Origin of the sequence: Streptomyces sp. NPDC049915, from assembly GCF_040656475.1 — a bacterium.
Taxonomy (GTDB): Bacteria; Actinomycetota; Actinomycetes; order Streptomycetales; family Streptomycetaceae; genus Streptomyces.
The window spans coordinates 147,249-162,453 of the sequence record NZ_JBFAMH010000007.1 but is presented as its reverse complement, the minus strand read 5'-3'; the positions used below and the strand labels follow the sequence as shown (position 1 = coordinate 162,453).

Genomic DNA, 15,205 nt, shown 5'->3' with positions numbered 1-15,205 from the left:
GCCGCGCACCGAACGGCGGCCACACCTGAGCCGGGCGGTCGCAGCGCCGGGCCGTGACCCCCGCGGCGGCCACGAGCCCCCGGCCCCCGGAGACACCCGTCCGGCAGACCCACCGCGCTCACCGCCACGCCACCGGCAGGTCCACGGTGCGAAACGGGCGCGCGGCGATCCGGCCCGCTCGCGTAGATTTTCCTTCCCGGCAGACCGCGCCATCTGGCGCGCGGTGCGAGGGACCGAGTGAGGACGGCGCAGGTGGCAGTGGCAAGGCAGGACGTGGGGGACGCCCGCAGGATCGTCGTCAAGGTGGGTTCCTCCTCGCTGACCACGGCCACCGGAGGCCTGGACGCCGACCGCGTCGACGCCCTCGTGGACGTGCTGGCCAAGCACCGCAGTGGTGGTGAGAAGGAGATCGTCCTGGTCTCCTCCGGCGCCATCGCCGCCGGCCTCGCCCCGCTGGGCCTGCGCCGCCGCCCCAAGGACCTCGCCCGCCAGCAGGCCGCCGCCAGCGTCGGCCAGGGCCTGCTCGTCGCCCGCTACACCGCCTCCTTCGCCCGTTACGGCGTCCGCGTCGGCCAGGTGCTGCTGACCAGCGACGACATGAGTCGCCGCACCCACCACCGCAACGCCTCGCGCACCCTGGACAAGCTGCTGGCGATGGGCGCCTTCCCGATCGTCAACGAGAACGACACCGTCGCCACGGACGAGATCCGCTTCGGCGACAACGACCGCCTCGCCGCCCTCGTCGCCCACCTCGTCCACGCCGACCTGCTGGTCCTGCTGTCCGACGTCGACGGTGTCTACGACGGCGACCCCAGCAAGCCCGGCACGTCCCGGATAGCCGAGGTGAAGGGCCCGCAGGACCTCGCGCACGTCGAGATCGGCAGCGCGGGCAAGGCCGGCGTCGGCACCGGCGGCATGGTCACCAAGGTCGAGGCCGCCCGGATCGCGGCCGCCGCCGGCATCCCGGTCGTGCTGACCAGCGCCGTTCACGCAGCGGAGGCCCTCGCCGGCGGCGACACCGGCACCTACTTCAACCCCACCGGCCGCCGCTCCGCCGACCGGCTGCTGTGGCTGCAGCACGCCTCCACCCCGCAGGGCGCCCTGCTGCTGGACGACGGCGCGGTGCGCGCGGTCGTGGACCGGCGCACGTCGCTGCTGCCGGCCGGCATCGCAGCGGTCGAGGGCGACTTCAGCGCCGGCGACCCGGTCGAGCTGCGCGACCGGCAGGGCAACGCCGTCGCCCGCGGCCTGGTCAACTTCGACGCCAGGGAGATCCCCCGGCTGATCGGCCGCTCCACCCGCGAACTGGCCCGCGAGCTGGGCCCGGCCTACGAACGCGAGGTCGTACACAGGGACGATCTGGTCCTGCTGCACCCCTGAACGGGGTCGAACGTGCCCGGATGCGGGGTCGAAACGTCCGCTTCCGCGGACGACGTTCCGTAAAACCACCCCGCGGAGCCGTGCGGCCTGCTGGACTTTGTCCGAGGCACACCATTCCTGTCTCAGGGACACATCCGCACGAACACTGGGCGAAGGAGGCCGTCGTGGCCGTCGTGAGACGAGTGCGCCCCGGGGCGGCGGCATCCCGTGGCGGCACGGGCGGCGGTGCCGCGGGCGGCCGCGGACCCCGGGCGGCCGGTGAGGAGCGCGCCCTGACGTCCGTCGCGGCCGGCGACCGGCAGGAGACGGAACCGCAGGACCTGCCCCGGCTGTGGCACGTCACCCTCAGCGTGTCCGGCGACCCGGCCCCGCTGCCGGAGCTGCGCCGCGCCCTCGAACAGCTCGCCCACGACCACCCCTTCCTGCTGACCAGCAGATACGCCCCCGACCACGCCGAGATCCGGTACTGGGAGGAGGCCCGCGATCTGCACGACGCGGCCGCCGTCGCCCTGCGGCTGTGGGGTGAGCACCGCCGCACCGCCGGGCTGCCGGCCTGGGAGATCGTCGGCCTGGAGGTCATCGACCGCGAGACCTACCACCAGCGCGTCGCCGAGGGCTACGGCCCGCCGCCCGCCTCACGTGTGGGTGTTCATCCCTTTTGATGATGTCTGAGGGCGTTTGATGCCGTCTCGGGGTGTGGAACAGGCGATGAGAGCTCCGGCCGGCCGCACTACGCTTCCCTCATGACCACGCTCTCGCCGTACGACTCGATGTCCCCGGTCACCCAGGCCGCCTACCGCGCCAAGGCCGCCGCCGCCACCCTCGCGCCGCTGCCGCGGGCCGAGAAGGACGACGCGCTGCTCGCCATCGCGGACGCGCTGGAGGTCCGCACGAGCGAGATCGTCGAGGCCAACGCCCTGGACGTGGCCAAGGCCCGCGAGAGCGGCACGAGCGAGGGCATGATCGACCGGCTGACGCTCACCCCCGAGCGGGTGCGCGCCATTGCCGCCGACGTGCGCGACGTGGCCGCGCTGCCCGACCCGGTCGGCGAGGTCGTGCGCGGCTCCACGCTGCCCAACGGCATCGATCTGCGTCAGGTCCGCGTCCCCCTCGGCGTCGTCGGAATCATCTACGAGGGCCGCCCGAACGTCACCGTGGACGCCGCCGCCCTGTGCCTGAAGTCCGGCAACGCCGTCCTGCTGCGCGGCTCCTCCTCGGCCTACCAGTCGAACACCGCCCTGGTGCGCGTACTGCGCGACGCCGTCGGCGGGGCCGGGCTGCCCGCCGACGCCGTCCAGCTGGTGCCGGGGGAGAGCCGGGACAGCGTGCGCGAGCTGATGCGCGCCCGCGGCCTGGTCGACGTGCTCATCCCGCGCGGCGGCGCCTCGCTGATCAACACCGTGGTGCAGGAGTCCACCGTCCCGGTGATCGAGACCGGCACCGGCAACTGCCACGTCTACGTCGACGCTCAGGCCGACCTCGACATGGCCGTGGAGATCCTGATCAACTCCAAGACGCACCGGGTCGGCGTCTGCAACGCCGCCGAGACGCTGCTGGTCCACCAGGACATCGCCGCCGAGTTCCTGCCCCGCGCCCTGGACGCCCTCGCCGACGCCGGGGTGACCGTGCACGCCGACGAGCGGGTGCAGGCGTACGCCAAGGAGTCCCGGGCCGCCGTGGTGCCGGCCACCGCCGAGGACTGGGAGACCGAGTACCTGTCGTACGACATCGCCGCGGCCGTCGTGGACTCCCTCGACAGCGCCGTCGAGCACATCCGGCTGTGGACGTCCGGCCACACCGAGGCCATCGTGACCACCTCCCAGCAGGCGGCCCGCCGTTTCACCCAGTTGGTGGACTCCACCACGGTCGCCGTGAACGCCTCCACCCGGTTCACCGACGGCGGCCAGTTCGGCTTCGGCGCCGAGATCGGCATCTCCACGCAGAAGCTGCACGCGCGCGGCCCGATGGGTCTGCCGGAGCTGACCAGCACCAAGTACATCGTCACCGGCGACGGGCACGTGCGGCGCTGAGGGTCTCACTCTTCGACGGCGGGCATATGCGAATGACGTATGCCCGCCGCCCTTTCAGGAGATGGCCTGAAGCCGTCCCGTCCCTTGGATGAATTTCCCTACCGTCTGCCCAAATTGACCCCCCAGGTCTACTCTGGATCCGTGCCGGAGGACGTGGGGGGTTCGCCGTTTTCTGACGGCTGGGAGCCCGACGACGACCAGGACCGCGGGGTGTCGGACGAAGAGTTCGCCTCCGTGGTGTTCGACGAGGCCTTCGTACGGGCGGCCGCGGTCCACGAGCCGACCGCCGTCGAACGTCTCCTGGCCGCCGCCCAGGCCCGCGCCGAGGCCTCCGAGGCCGAGGCGGCCCGCCGCGCCCACCACCCGGGCGAGAGCTACGACGACTACGGCCGGGGAGAGCGCGGCGCTTACGGCCATGAAGGCGACCTCGACGACCTCGACGACCCCTACCTCTTCGACAGCCGCCACCGCGCCCCCTGGGCGTACGCCAAACAGGTCCGCTGGCATCGGCCCGTCGCCTGGATGCTCGCCCTGGTGATGGGCATCGGCATGGTCGCGCTGGCCTTCGCCGCGGTCTACCGCGGCGGCTCCGGCGGCAACCGGGAGCAGGCCCCGCCGCCCGCGACCACCGGCCTGGAACAGAGCCCTCCAGAGGCTCCCTCGGCCTCCGCGGACTACTCCCGTCCCGCCGTCCCGGCCCATCCGCGTACACCCTGACCGGCGGGCCGAACAGGCCCGCAGCGGCCGTCCCCGGCAGGTGAGTCGCTATCAGAAGTTGTGGTGTACCAGGGCGTTTACCGGACCTCCCGGAGACATACTCTGAATATATGGCCGGGCCCGGAGAGCCACCTGAGGGGACACCCCAAGGCGCCCCCGGTGGTGGAGAGGACGAATACCGATCCGTCGTGTTCGACGAGTCGTTCGTCCGCGCTGCCCGCCTCCAGGAGTACTCCGCCGAGGAGCGCATGGCCGAGCACACCCCCGCCGTGCGCCGCCGCCCGCCCCTCAACCGGGGGCTGTCCCGGCAGGCGCTGATCCTGGTCCTGCTCATCGCGGTCGCCTTCGGCACCGCCGTGTACATGGGTGTACGGCACCCCTACAGCTCCGAGGTGGCCCGCCGACCCGCCGACCCGGCGCGGATGACCGTCATCCCGCTCGCCCCGCAGGGCAAGGTGCCCGGCGTCGCCGACGCCGAGTATCTGTACGCGCACAGCCCCGCCGCGCAGTACCGGATCGGGGCCGAGGGCATCCCGCTGCCGGCCTCCCAGAGCACCGCGCACTTCTCCGACAGCCAGGTGGTGACCGCCCTCACCACCGCCAAGGACTACATCGTGCGCTCCTCGCTCTACCCCGAGGTGCTCACCGGGCAGCAGGTGCGGCCCGTGCGCGTCCTGCTCGACCAGGACCAGCTCGACCAGTTCGACCAGAGCTTCCGCCGGCCCTCCGCCGACGGACGGCACGCGCCCACCGGCTGGATGGTCCGCTTCGACCCTTCCCAGGCCCAGCTGGCCGACGACAAGATCCGCGTCCAGGGCACCCTCGCGGCCGCCGAGACCGACGCCGCGACCCTCGAGGTCACCGCCGACCACACCTTCGTCTACGCCCTGCGCCCGACCGGCTCCGGTGAGCACGCCACGGCATCCCTGTTCACCGTCCGCCGGGAGCTGCAGTTCCGCTTCAACCGGGACGACCTGCGGCTGCACCAGGCCCAGCTGATCGCCTCCTACGTCCAGGCGGGCCCGCTGTCCTGCGCCGACGACGCCACCGACCACCTGCACCCGCTGCTCGCCGGACGGACCGCGAAATCCGGCGGCCCGGCCGGCACCGACCCCTACGCCACCGGCAGCGCGACGGCCCTGTGCGGCACCCTGGCCACGAGCGCCCAGCCGAAGGTGTGAGCCGGAGGCCGTGAACCGGAGGCTGGGCGCGAGGGGCCGCCCGGCGCCGTCAGTCCTCCTCGCGCGGCGGGGTGTCCTTCGGTGAGCCGCCCTCGGACGGCGGCGGGCCGGCGAACCCGCCGAAGCCGCGCCGCATCCGGCTGCCCAGGTCACCCGCACCGTCCGCGAGGTCGCTGACCAGCTTCATCAGCGGGTCCTTGGATGTCTTCACATGGTTGGCGTAGTGCGACGCCGACTCCCGGAACGAGTCCGACACCGAGGTGTCCTTGTCCTCGCTGCGCCGCGGGTAGTGGCCGTCCATGAGCCGCTGGAAGTCCCGGGACTGCGACCACTTCTTCAGCTCGGCCGCCCGCACGGTGGTGAACGGGTGCGAGCGCGGCAGCACGTTCAGGATCTTCAGCACCGAGTCGCGCAGATCGCCCGAGGACTCGTACTCCTCGGCCTGCTGCAGGAACGCGTCCACGTTCATCTCGTGCAGATGGTTGCCGCCGGCGATCTTCATCAGGCCGCGCATCGAGGCCTGTACGTCCTGCCCGACCAGCAGGCCCGCCCGGTCCGCGGACAGCTCCGACTTGCGGAACCACTCGCGCAGCGCCGTCACGATCGCCATGATCGCGAGGTTGCCCAGCGGGATCCAGGCGACCCGGACCGCCAGACTGGTCAGGAACAGCAGGATCGTGCGGTACACGGCGTGCCCGGACAGGGCGTGCCCCACCTCGTGGCCGACGACCGCCCGCATCTCCTCCTCGTCGAGCAGCTCGACGAGACCGGTGGTCACCACGATGACCGGCTCGTCCAGGCCGATGCACATCGCGTTCGGCTGCGGGTCCTGGTTCACGTACATCGGCGGGACCTTCTCCAGGTCCAGGATGTAGCAGGCGTCCAGCAGCATGACGTTGAGGTGCGCGAACTGCTGCTCCGACACCCGCACCGAGTCGGACAGGAACAGCAGCCTCAGGCTCCGCTCGGGCAGCAGCGCGCTGAGCGCCTTGAACACCGTGTCGAAGCCGCTCAGCTTGCGCAGCGCGACCAGGGCGGAACGGTCGGCCGGATGCTCGTACGCCCGCGAGGAGATCCCCGGGAACCGCCTGCGCTGCCTGCTGGGCACGCCCCCGTGCCCGGTCTGCTCGTGGCCGTCGTCGGACATGTGATCCCCCATGTGCGTCTGTGTGGCCGCCCTGCGGCCCTGTGCGCCCCCGAAGCAGAGCCCAGCCTAGGCGGAGTTACCGTGGACGGGCACTACAGCGAAGGAGTTCCGCGCCATGGAGCACACCCCCCGAGCCGCGTGGCTCACCGAGGCCGCGAGCGCCGCCCAGCAGCAAGGGCCGGGGAATCTGCTCCGGGTCGTACTGATAGTGATGATCGTGGGGTGTGCGCTGACGGGATGGTTCCTGCTGCGGGGCTACAAGCGGAAGGACGACTGAGGACCTGCGAAGGTTCCCCAACGGCGGAGTCGGCGTGATCGCCGGGAAGGCGCCCGCTTACGATGAGCCGACGTCTTTATCCCGCCCACACGCGATAGGTCCTGCCGAAGATGAGCATCCATCTCGCCGCCGCCCACTTGGTCACCCTTGCCGCCGAGGGCGAAGAGCACGGCGGCAACCACAACAGCCTCAACCCCGCGATCACCGGTGGCTGCGCCCTCGGGATCCTGCTGCTCCTGCTGTGGATCACCACCCGGTTCAACCGCGACCGCTGACCAAGGCCCACCGCGAGACGGCCCCGGCCGCCCCGGGCCGCCCGGGGAACCGGCGGCCGCAACGGAGCCCTCAGGCCGGGCCGGTAGGGTCTGCACGCATGGGAGAGCAGGACATGCCTACCGGTCCGGCGCACGACACGGCCGGCGGCCCGCACGGCACGCACGACGAGGGGCCGCGCCTCGCGCCCCCGAACGCCCCGGGCCACGGCCCGGCCGGCGCGGGCAAGCGCCGTCTCGGCGTCATGGGCGGCACCTTCGACCCGATCCACCACGGCCACCTGGTGGCCGCCAGCGAGGTCGCCGCGCAGTTCCACCTCGACGAGGTCGTCTTCGTCCCGACCGGTGAGCCGTGGCAGAAGAGCCACCGCACGGTCTCCCCGGCCGAGGACCGCTACCTGATGACGGTCATCGCGACCGCCGAGAACCCGCAGTTCTCCGTCAGCCGCATCGACATCGACCGCGGCGGGCCGACCTACACCGTCGACACCCTGCGCGACCTGCGGGCCCTCAACCCCGACACGGACCTGTTCTTCATCACCGGCGCCGACGCCCTCTCCGCGATCCTCACCTGGCGCAACATCGAGGAACTGTTCTCCCTCGCCCACTTCGTCGGCGTCACCCGCCCCGGCCACCACCTGGACGACCCGGGGCTGCCCGAGGGCGGCGTCTCCCTCGTCGAGGTCCCCGCGCTCGCCATCTCCTCCACCGACTGCCGGGCGAGGGTCGCCAAGGGAGACCCCATCTGGTATCTGGTGCCCGACGGAGTCGTGCGCTACATCGACAAGCGCGAGCTGTACCGCGGCGAGTGAACCGAGAGGGGCACCGGTGAACGACCGATACGACGCGGGGCACGGCAGCCACGGCGGCGACCAGTACGAAATCGTCGGCTACGACGAGTACGGCCGGCCGGTCTACCAGCAGGTCCAGGCGCAGCAGCCGAGCGCGCAGGCGCCCTACGACCCGTACGCCGCGCAAGGGTACGGCTACGACGCGTACCCGACCGGACACCAGCCCCAGGCGCCCGCCCAGGACCCCTACGGTCACCAGCAGTACGCCGCCCCCGCGCAGGACACCGGCAACCAGCCGGCCGCCGACCCTTACGGCACGTACGGCACGGGTGCGCACAGCCCGGCGTACGACCCTTCGGCTTACGACCCCTACGGGCAGGCGGCGACCAGCGGGCAGCAGCCCCGGGTCGCCGAGCAGACCGCCCACATCCCGCATCAGGCCGGGCCCGCCGACGACGACACCGGCGCCTGGCAGCGGCAGGAGCGGGACTACCGCACCGAGCAGTTCGCCTTCGTCGAGGAGCCGGACGGCGACTCCGAGGACGTCATCGACTGGCTGAAGTTCACCGAGAACCGCACCGAGCGCCGCGAGGAGGCCCGCCGCCGCGCCCGCAGCCGCCTCATCGCCGTGGTCGTCGTCCTCGCCCTCGTCGCCGCCGGTGGCGTCGGCTGGCTCTGGTACGCCGGGAAGCTGCCGGGCCTGTCCTCCTCGGACACGAAGTCCGGCGGCTCCGCCACCGCCGTGGCCGCGCAGAAACGCGACGTGATCGTCGTCCACCTGCACGACACCAAGAAGGGCGGCACCGCCACGGCGCTGCTCGTCGACAACAGCACCACCCGGCAGGGCACCACCGTCCTGCTGCCCAACAACCTCGCCCTGACCGACGACGACGGCACCGCCACCACCCTCGCCAAGTCCGTCGACGCCGACGGCTCCTCCGGCACCCGCGACGCCCTCGACACCGTCCTCGGCACCGACATCGAGGGCACCTGGCGCCTGGACACCCCCTACCTGCAGAACCTGGTCGACGTCGTCGGCGCCGTCGAGGTCGACACCGACACCGACGTCCCCGACCCCGACGCCAAGAAGAAGGGCGGCCCGCCCCTCGTCCACAAGGGCACCGCCCAGACCCTCAGCGGCAAGATGGCCGTCGCCTACGCCACCTACCGGGCCGCGGGCGAGGCGCCCAACGCCCAGCTGCAGCGGTTCGGCCAGGTCATGCAGGGCGTGCTGCGCAAGCTGTCGTCCGACCCGCAGGCCGCCACGGTCACCGTGCAGACGCTCCAGCAGATCCTCGACCCCTCCCTGACCGACAAGGACCTCGGCACCTTCCTGGCCAAGCTCGCCGACCTGGCCAAGGGCGGCGACTACAACACGGCGCTGCTGCCGGTGCAGGGCGACGGCACCCTGAGCGCCCAGGCGGCGAACAGCGTGGTCAAGGACATCCTCGGCGGCACCGCCAAGAGCCCCGAGCAGGGTTCAGCGGTCCGGGTCTCCGTGCAGAACGCCAGCGGTGAGAAGGACAACACCGGCAAGGTCCGCGTGGTCCTCCTCAACGGCGGCTTCACCTTCCTCGAGGGCGGCACCGCCTCGACCCGCGAGACCTCGCAGGTCGTGTACGCCGACCCCGCGCACAAGGACGACGCCGCCGAGGTCGCCAAGACCCTCGGCCTGCCCGCCGGCTCCGTGACCAAGGGCACGGCGTCGGGCAACGCGGACGTCACCGTGATCGTCGGCCGCGACTACAAGCCCTCCGCCTCGTAGCCGTGCGGGGCCCCGCCCCGGGTGATCCTTTAATCACCCGGGGCGCCGTCGGCGGTCATGAGACCCTTGAAGGCAAACCGACCGCCGAGGGAAAGCTCTGTAGTGACCGCAACCGACCGCTCTGTCCAACTGATCAACACCGCCGCCCAGGCGGCCGCGGACAAGCTCGCCCACGACGTCATCGCCTACGACGTGAGCGACGTCCTGTCCATCACGGACGCCTTCCTGCTGGCCTCCGCACCCAACGACCGCCAGGTCAAGGCGATCGTCGACGAGATCGAGGAGCGCCTGCAGAAGGAACTCGGCGCCAAGCCCGTGCGCCGCGAGGGCGACCGCGAGGCCCGCTGGGTCCTGCTCGACTACGTCGACATCGTCGTCCATGTACAGCACAGCGAGGAGCGTGTCTTCTACGCGCTGGAGCGGCTGTGGAAGGACTGCCCCGAGCTCGACCTGCCCGAGGACGCCCGGGCCACCCGCGGCAAGGCCGAGGAGCACGCCAAGCAGCAGGCAGCCGAGGAGGCCGTCGAACCGGACGGTGACTGGCGATGACCGCACCCGCTACCGGCACCGGCACCGGCACCGGTTCCCGGGGCGGCGGCGAGCCGCGCCGGGGCCGCCGCGTCATCCTGTGGCGGCACGGCCAGACGTCCTGGAACGTGGAGCGCCGCTTCCAGGGCTCCACGGACGTCCCCCTCACCGAGACCGGTGTGTCCCAGGCCCGCCGCGCCGCCCGGCTGCTGGCCTCGCTGCGGCCCGACGCGATCGTCTCCTCCGACCTCGAGCGGGCCGCGCGCACCGCCGCCGAGCTGGCCGCGCTCACCGGCCTTGAGGTCACCCACGACGAGGGCCTGCGCGAGACCTACGCCGGGGTGTGGCAGGGCCTGACCCACGACGAGATCGTCGCCCGCCACGGGGACGAGTACACCGCGTGGAAGCGCGGTGAGCCGGTCCGCCGCGGCGGCGGCGAGCTGGAGACCGAGGTCGCCGACCGCGCCGCCCCGGTCGTGCTCCGGTACACCGAGAAGCTGCCCGAGGACGGCACGCTCGTCGTCGTCAGCCACGGCGGCACCATCCGCACCACCATCGGCCGCCTGCTCGGCCTGGAGGCCCAGCACTGGGAGAGCCTGGGTGGGCTGTCCAACTGCTGCTGGTCGGTGCTCGGCGAGGGCGCCCGCGGCTGGCGGCTGCTGGAGCACAACGCCGGCACCCTGCCGGAACCCGTCCTCGGCGACGACGACTGACCGCCGGATCGGGCGCCCCGCCGGCGGCGCCCGGGACCCGGATTTCACTTTCCGGCAGGTCGCAGGCTAAAGTTCTTCTTGTTCGCCCCGCCCGAGCGGGAAGAACAAAGCCCGGGGCTATAGCTCAGTTGGTAGAGCGCCTGCATGGCATGCAGGAGGTCAGGAGTTCAATTCTCCTTAGCTCCACTGATCGACACTCCTTGGAGATGTCAACGATCGGTAGATGATGATCCCGTCCCTCAGGGGCGGGATTTTTCATGTCCGGGCTCCACCCGGCAGGGTCGGGGCCCGCTTCCTCTCCTCCGCTTGAGTCACTCGGCGCCCGGGGGCGTATAGCTCTGCGGACGCGCTTCTCACACGCATGCGCGCGCTCGCCGCGTCGGCCCTGGTGGGTGCCCTGTCCGGACCGGTACGACGGCGTCGCTGACCGTATTGGCCCGGTCGTGGCAGAATCAAACGGCCGGAAGGGGGCGCGGCCCGACGGGAGGGAGTAGTGATGCCTGCGAGCATCCTCGAAGAGGTCGGTGACCTCTTCGACGCCGGCGGTGCCCGGGGCACGGTGGCCCGGCTCAGCTGCCCTTCCTGCGGTTCCGCGCATGTGGCCCAAGTCCTCGGCGACAACGGCGGAGTCTCGTACGTGTGTACGGCCTGCGGCCACAGCTGGAGCTGACCCATGGGTGCCCACAGGCGGAAGTGCGACTGGTGCGGCAGCGGTACGCCGATCGTCCGTGACATGGAGCCGGTCAACCCGGACTACCAGTACTGGTGCGAGGAATGCGCGCGGGCGCTGATCATAAAAGGCGACCCCATCGAGACGTACCGGGAGCTTGAGGGCGAGCCGATCTACGGCCGGCTGCTCGAGGAGCACTGCACGCTCAAGCGGTTCTACTCCTTCGTCACGGCCTAGTGAAGCGGACATTTGCCCCTAAGTGGGGTGCCGGGGGAATGGATTTGGTGGTGCACCCGCAGGCCCTGTAATGTTTACGTCGTCGCCGGGGGAACCGAGAGGGAAACCGGGCGGCGAAGCGGAACAAGGGGCTATAGCTCAGTTGGTAGAGCGCCTGCATGGCATGCAGGAGGTCAGGAGTTCAATTCTCCTTAGCTCCACAGCAATCGAGGGCGGGTCATCCGAGAGGATGGCCCGCCCTCGACGTGTTCGGTGCGTCACACCGGCATCAGGAGAGGCGGCCCCGAGGGGCACGCCTCTCCTCGCGTCAGCGGCCGAGCGCCCTCCGGCCCCGGCCCTGTGAGAGCACCGGCAGGTTGGCGCGGGCGGGCTCCGCGCGCGTGTCCTCCTCGATGCGCAGCGCCAGCGCCGGGCAACGGCGTACCGCGCGCAGCGCCTTCGCCTCCGCGTAGCGCGGCACCGACGCCTGCGCGACCGTCGGGAAGCCGTCGGCGCCGAGCTCGAACACCTCCGGCAGGATGTCCGCGCACAGGCCGTGGCCCCGGCACAGCGTCCAGTCGACGTAGATCTTCTGCCGGCTCGGCCCGGTGTCCTCGGCGGCCGCGCCGCCCGGCAGGCCCGTCGGCCCCCTGCCCCCCTCGAAGAGCGGCAGCACGCCCTGTACGGGCCGCCCGCAGCCGTTGCCGAGGACATGCGCGGCGAGGTCGTCGGTGAACGCCTTGATGGTCGACTCCAGGAACATCGCCGAGCCGTCCGGGTGCGAACACGCCCCGCGCCGCTTGACGTTCTTGGCGACCTGCTTCACCGCCTCGAGGGCGGCCGGACCGCCCCCGTTCAGGATGTCCGCGAGACCGCGCGCGGCGGCCGGCAGGCCGAGGTAGCAAGGGCCGCACTGGCCGGCGCTCTCCTCGGCCAGCCACTGCGCCACCCGCAGCGACTCGCCCAGCGGGCAGGTCTCCTGACTGATCGGCAGGATCGCCCCGGCACCCAGCGAACCGCCCACCGCGTCCAGCGAGTTGCGCGAGACGATCGCCTCGTTCACGGTCGCCGCGTCGATCCACTTGCCGTGGTAGCCACCGGTCAGCACGCCCTGCGGCACCGGCGGCGCGCCCGCCAGCTGCAGCACGTAGCGCAGCGGCACGCCTGTGGGGACCTCGATCACCATGGGGCGCGCGACCGCGCCGGACACCGTCAGCATGACGGTGCCCGGCTCGTCGTACAGGCCGGTGTTGCCGTAGCGCTCCGAGCCGATGCGGGCGGCGATCGCGATCTGCGCGAACGTCTCGGCGTTGGACAGCAGGGTCGGTGCGCCGCCCACGCCGCTCTGCGAGGCGCTGATCTTGCGGCCGGGCGGGATCGCCGGGCCGCCGTCGACCGAGCGGATCAGGGAGGCGGCCGCGCCGGTGACCATGCGCACCGGGTTGCGCTGCACGCGCGCGCGGAGCGCGGATCTACGGCCGTTGCTCAGGCCGCGTTCGGCGAGCGCGGCCTCCATGGAGCGCTGCGTGGACTCCCGGGTGACCCCCACCACGAGCGTGCGGGCACCGAGGGCCTCGGCGCACAGCAGAGCGCCGTCCAGGATGAGGTGCGGGGCCCGGTTGATGAGGACCGTGTCCTTGCGGCAGGCCGGTTCGTCCTCGCTGCCGTTGACGACGACGACCGGCCGCACCCCGCGGCGGATCGCCGACTCGGCGACCGAGCGCAGCTTCTTGTGGAAGGGGAAGCCCGCGCCGCCGCGGCCCCTGAGGTTGATGCGCTCGGCGAGCTGGGCGAGCTGCTCGCCGCCCATCGGTTCGAGCGGCCCGTGCACCTTCAGGTGCATCGGCAGATCGAGTCGCTCGACAAGGTCGAAACCCGACGTGAGTTGCGGAAGTCCGACCACGCGGACCTCGGGGACGTCGGGTAGGGCCTCGTTCACCTGTAGCCTCCGGAAGGCGTGTTCCAGGGCTCGCCGGAACCCGGAGCGTCGAAGGAGGCGCCGGGCAGGGTTTCCGTGGCGGGACCGCTGGTGTACGTGTCGTTCGACTGGTACGCGCCGGACAGGGGGTTCGTCTCACCGGTGTCGTACAGGTCACGTCCCCCGTGGCCGGAACTGTCCGCGCCACCGTAGGCCGGGACGGTGTAGCCGGTGTCGCTCAGCGGGTCGTACGCCGAGGGGGGCGCCTCGCCGACCGGCGGCGGGGACGGGATCGGCCAGCCGCCGGCGGGGCCGCCGCCGCCGTCCGTGCGGGGCATCGCCTGGGTGGGCTGCATGTCCAGCGGCGTATCCACGCGCGCGTACCGGGGGCCGTCCGTCCGCGCGGTCCGGTCGCCGGCGTAGGACGCCCCGGTTGCGAAGGTCTGGTCGGTGGCGAAGGCGTGGTCGGCGGCGGGGGTCTGACCGGTCGTGTACGCCTGATCTGCGGCGAAGGGCTGGCCGGTCGCGTAGGGCTGGTCCGCGGCCAGGCTCTGACCGGTCGCGTAGGGCTGGTCGGCGGTGAACGGCTGCGCCGCACGCGCGCGTGCGGAGACGGCACGGTAGGCCGCCGCGAAGCCGCCGGCCGGCTCCGGCTTCGGGGCGTCGTAGGCCGCCGCGGCCGGTGTGCCGGTGCGCTGCCGGGGGATGCCGTAACCGGACAGCGCGGAGGCGTCCGGCGCCGCCGGCGCACCGCCTTCCTGTTCTGTCACCCGGGCCCGGCCCGCCTCCGGTTCCTCGCGGCCGGCGCGTTCTTCCGTGCCCAGGAGGGAGGCGACCGTGTCGGCGAAGCGGCGCTTGACCGGGCGCGGCGCCGCACGCAGCGCCAGGGCGGCGATGACGGCGACCAGGGCCAGGCCGTACAGGAAGACGAAGAGCGGCTTGGCGGATCGACCCGCGTAGAGGCCGTGGACCAGGGCGGCGCACCAGGCCGGGTAGGCCAGCATGTGCATGGCCCGCCAGCGCGCCGCGACGGGCGCGGGCGAGGCGAACCTGCTGCGCAGCGCCCCGGTGACGCCCACGAAGATCATCAGCAGCCCGGCCGCGGAGCCGAGCCCGATCAGTCCGGCGCTGCCGGTGACGCCCAGCGAGAACGGGATCACCGCGGCGATCAGCACCGTGTGGTCCAGGGCGAGCTTGGTCGTGATGTGCAGCAGCAGGAACGCGATCGAGGCGACCGCGGTGGTGCGGTGCACGGCCTGTCCGACGATCCGCTGGCGGGTGTTGAGGAGGATCCGGTCCTGGGCGACCAGGCCCCAGATCACCGAGCAGCTGAGCGAGACGAGCGAGAGCACGCCCGCGCCGAAGTTGAGGAAGTCGCGGACCCGGTCACCTCCCACCAGCACGAACACGGGTATGAGGAGCAGGACGACGGCCGACGCGACCCCGTAGGCCGAGCGGCCCGGCCGGGGGAGCGAGGGGGTACTACGACGACGGTTCATGGGGGCAACTCCGAGCAGTTCGGGAAAGCGGTCCCGTTGCCGCACTCTAGGTGGCGCCATACCGGCGAGTACGAGGTTTGAGTTATTGCGCTGTTATCAAA

At 72.0% G+C, this 15,205-nt stretch carries 16 protein-coding genes and 2 tRNA genes; 15 read left to right on the top strand and 3 right to left on the bottom strand.

The features are described 5' to 3' along the window. Positions 1-273 precede the first annotated feature (273 nt). From proB to AB0J12_RS15050, 5 genes are all read left to right on the top strand, one after another. Positions 274-1,380, top strand: a complete 1,107-nt coding sequence (gene proB, locus AB0J12_RS15070; protein WP_363264878.1) for a glutamate 5-kinase — start codon at positions 274-276, stop codon at positions 1,378-1,380. 173 nt (positions 1,381-1,553) lie between these two features. Next, a complete protein-coding gene (locus tag AB0J12_RS15065; RefSeq protein ID WP_363264877.1) occupies positions 1,554-2,042 on the top strand; it encodes a hypothetical protein in 489 nt (162 codons plus the stop codon). 81 nt (positions 2,043-2,123) lie between these two features. Continuing rightward, positions 2,124-3,410, top strand: a complete 1,287-nt coding sequence (locus tag AB0J12_RS15060) for a glutamate-5-semialdehyde dehydrogenase (RefSeq protein ID WP_363264718.1) — start codon at positions 2,124-2,126, stop codon at positions 3,408-3,410. Positions 3,411-3,551: 141 nt separating this feature from the next. Next, positions 3,552-4,127 carry a hypothetical protein gene (locus AB0J12_RS15055; protein ID WP_363264717.1) on the top strand — a complete coding sequence of 192 codons (576 nt, stop codon included), beginning with the start codon at positions 3,552-3,554 and terminating at the stop codon, positions 4,125-4,127. A gap of 110 nt (positions 4,128-4,237) precedes the next feature. Further along, positions 4,238-5,308: a hypothetical protein gene (locus AB0J12_RS15050; protein WP_363264716.1), complete on the top strand. Its 1,071-nt coding sequence runs from the start codon at positions 4,238-4,240 to the stop codon at positions 5,306-5,308. Positions 5,309-5,357: 49 nt separating this feature from the next. Here AB0J12_RS15050 and AB0J12_RS15045 read toward each other — a convergent pair whose 3' ends face one another. Beyond that, positions 5,358-6,455, bottom strand: coding sequence for a M48 family metallopeptidase (locus AB0J12_RS15045; RefSeq protein WP_363264876.1), 1,098 nt, complete (start codon positions 6,453-6,455; stop codon positions 5,358-5,360). Between the two features lie 115 nt (positions 6,456-6,570). On the opposite strand from AB0J12_RS15045, the gene AB0J12_RS15040 reads away from it, so the two are divergent. The 10 genes from AB0J12_RS15040 to AB0J12_RS14995 all read left to right on the top strand — a co-directional run bounded on the left by AB0J12_RS15040 (position 6,571) and on the right by AB0J12_RS14995 (position 11,908). Next, complete coding sequence (locus AB0J12_RS15040) at positions 6,571-6,732, top strand: hypothetical protein (RefSeq protein WP_363264715.1); 162 nt, start codon at positions 6,571-6,573, stop codon at positions 6,730-6,732. Between the two features lie 110 nt (positions 6,733-6,842). After that, positions 6,843-7,007, top strand: a complete 165-nt coding sequence (locus tag AB0J12_RS15035; protein WP_361638440.1) for a hypothetical protein — start codon at positions 6,843-6,845, stop codon at positions 7,005-7,007. A 98-nt stretch (positions 7,008-7,105) separates the two neighbouring features. Then, positions 7,106-7,816 (top strand): nicotinate-nucleotide adenylyltransferase, encoded by a 711-nt coding sequence (nadD, locus tag AB0J12_RS15030; RefSeq protein WP_363264714.1) that lies wholly within the window; start codon positions 7,106-7,108, stop codon positions 7,814-7,816. 16 nt (positions 7,817-7,832) lie between these two features. Further along, positions 7,833-9,560, top strand: coding sequence for an LCP family protein (locus AB0J12_RS15025; RefSeq protein WP_363264713.1), 1,728 nt, complete (start codon positions 7,833-7,835; stop codon positions 9,558-9,560). Between the two features lie 102 nt (positions 9,561-9,662). Next, positions 9,663-10,109 carry a ribosome silencing factor gene (rsfS, locus tag AB0J12_RS15020; RefSeq protein ID WP_361638445.1) on the top strand — a complete coding sequence of 149 codons (447 nt, stop codon included), beginning with the start codon at positions 9,663-9,665 and terminating at the stop codon, positions 10,107-10,109. After that, entirely contained in the window at positions 10,106-10,801 is a 696-nt protein-coding gene (locus tag AB0J12_RS15015) for a histidine phosphatase family protein (RefSeq protein ID WP_363264712.1), read from the top strand. The genes rsfS and AB0J12_RS15015 overlap by 4 nt, the downstream gene beginning before the upstream one ends. A 113-nt stretch (positions 10,802-10,914) precedes the next feature. Then, positions 10,915-10,987: transfer RNA gene (locus tag AB0J12_RS15010), tRNA-Ala, on the top strand. 310 nt (positions 10,988-11,297) lie between these two features. Next, the gene (locus AB0J12_RS15005; RefSeq protein WP_363264711.1) at positions 11,298-11,471 is read left to right on the top strand and encodes a hypothetical protein; all 174 of its coding nucleotides are present in this window, start codon (positions 11,298-11,300) and stop codon (positions 11,469-11,471) included. Between the two features lie 3 nt (positions 11,472-11,474). Continuing rightward, on the top strand, positions 11,475-11,708 hold the full coding sequence (locus tag AB0J12_RS15000) for a hypothetical protein (protein ID WP_003976229.1): 234 nt from the start codon (positions 11,475-11,477) through the stop codon (positions 11,706-11,708). A gap of 127 nt (positions 11,709-11,835) precedes the next feature. After that, a tRNA-Ala gene (locus tag AB0J12_RS14995) sits at positions 11,836-11,908 on the top strand. 107 nt (positions 11,909-12,015) lie between these two features. Here AB0J12_RS14995 and AB0J12_RS14990 read toward each other — a convergent pair. Together AB0J12_RS14990 and AB0J12_RS14985 are read right to left on the bottom strand one after the other, a co-directional pair. Further along, positions 12,016-13,626 carry an NADH-ubiquinone oxidoreductase-F iron-sulfur binding region domain-containing protein gene (locus AB0J12_RS14990; RefSeq protein ID WP_363264710.1) on the bottom strand — a complete coding sequence of 537 codons (1,611 nt, stop codon included), beginning with the start codon at positions 13,624-13,626 and terminating at the stop codon, positions 12,016-12,018. Next, the gene (locus AB0J12_RS14985; RefSeq protein ID WP_363264709.1) at positions 13,623-15,104 is read right to left on the bottom strand and encodes a cytochrome b/b6 domain-containing protein; all 1,482 of its coding nucleotides are present in this window, start codon (positions 15,102-15,104) and stop codon (positions 13,623-13,625) included. Before AB0J12_RS14985 ends, AB0J12_RS14990 begins: the two co-directional genes overlap by 4 nt. Positions 15,105-15,205 lie beyond the last annotated feature (101 nt).

Coding starts and splice junctions, on each gene's coding strand:
- AB0J12_RS15045 (WP_363264876.1), bottom strand. CDS start 6,455: ATGTCCGACGACGGCCACGAGCAGACCGGGCACGGGGGCGTGCCCAGC.
- AB0J12_RS15015 (WP_363264712.1), top strand. CDS start 10,106: ATGACCGCACCCGCTACCGGCACCGGCACCGGCACCGGTTCCCGGGGC.
- AB0J12_RS15000 (WP_003976229.1), top strand. CDS start 11,475: ATGGGTGCCCACAGGCGGAAGTGCGACTGGTGCGGCAGCGGTACGCCG.
- AB0J12_RS15060 (WP_363264718.1), top strand. CDS start 2,124: ATGACCACGCTCTCGCCGTACGACTCGATGTCCCCGGTCACCCAGGCC.
- AB0J12_RS15005 (WP_363264711.1), top strand. CDS start 11,298: ATGCCTGCGAGCATCCTCGAAGAGGTCGGTGACCTCTTCGACGCCGGC.
- AB0J12_RS15040 (WP_363264715.1), top strand. CDS start 6,571: ATGGAGCACACCCCCCGAGCCGCGTGGCTCACCGAGGCCGCGAGCGCC.
- AB0J12_RS15035 (WP_361638440.1), top strand. CDS start 6,843: ATGAGCATCCATCTCGCCGCCGCCCACTTGGTCACCCTTGCCGCCGAG.
- AB0J12_RS15050 (WP_363264716.1), top strand. CDS start 4,238: ATGGCCGGGCCCGGAGAGCCACCTGAGGGGACACCCCAAGGCGCCCCC.
- nadD (WP_363264714.1), top strand. CDS start 7,106: ATGGGAGAGCAGGACATGCCTACCGGTCCGGCGCACGACACGGCCGGC.
- AB0J12_RS14985 (WP_363264709.1), bottom strand. CDS start 15,104: ATGAACCGTCGTCGTAGTACCCCCTCGCTCCCCCGGCCGGGCCGCTCG.